This window comes from Streptomyces sp. SID5785, from assembly GCF_009870065.1.
Lineage (GTDB): Bacteria > Actinomycetota > Actinomycetes > Streptomycetales > Streptomycetaceae > Streptomyces.
This window is the reverse complement of sequence record NZ_WWIA01000719.1, coordinates 1-536: the sequence shown is the minus strand read 5'-3', so window position 1 is coordinate 536 and position 536 is coordinate 1. Positions and strand designations below refer to the sequence as shown.

1 protein-coding gene is annotated in these 536 nt (G+C 70.7%); it reads right to left on the bottom strand.

Annotated elements, in window-relative coordinates:
- Positions 1 to 248: 248 nt before the first annotated feature.
- On the bottom strand, positions 249 to 437 hold the full coding sequence (locus tag GTW43_RS23500) for a DUF6381 family protein (RefSeq protein WP_161304025.1): 189 nt from the start codon (positions 435 to 437) through the stop codon (positions 249 to 251).
- Between the last annotated feature and the right edge of the window lie 99 nt (positions 438 to 536).

Sequence of the window (536 nt, the reverse complement as noted above, 5' to 3'; positions counted from 1 at the left end):
CGCCGCCGCGCGGCCGGTCCTCCGGCATCCAGGCATCGGGGGACCGGTGGTAGAACTGCTTGTCGCCGGGGTCGATCGTGAGGGTCGTCATGGTCGTTCACTCCCTGTCGTGGTGCCTGGGAGGCAGAACCGGACGCCCTCCGGGTTCCCCGTGCGCACGGTTTCAAGCAGGCTTCAGGCACACCTGCACACCTGCACACAGGCACACAGGCACGCACGCACGGACCGGCACACCGACCGGGCGGGCGTCACTCCATGGGATAGATGTCCCCGCTGCGCATCGCGCTCTCCTGCTCGGTGCGCGCCCGGAGCTTCCTGGACTTCTCCTCGAGACGCTGCCGCTCCCCGGGGTCGTTCGTGTGCTCCGCCGTGTCCTGGAGTTCCTTCGCCTTCTCCCGCATCTGCTGGAGGCGCTCGTGGATCTCGTCTGCGCTCATGTCGACCTCGCTCGGTCAGCTCGCCCGGTGGGATGCGGGCGCGGTGGCCCGGCGGGGGACGGCCCCCGGGCGCGCGCCGTACGTCCAGGGTGCGGCACA

Coding starts and splice junctions, on each gene's coding strand:
- GTW43_RS23500 (WP_161304025.1), bottom strand. CDS start 437: ATGAGCGCAGACGAGATCCACGAGCGCCTCCAGCAGATGCGGGAGAAG.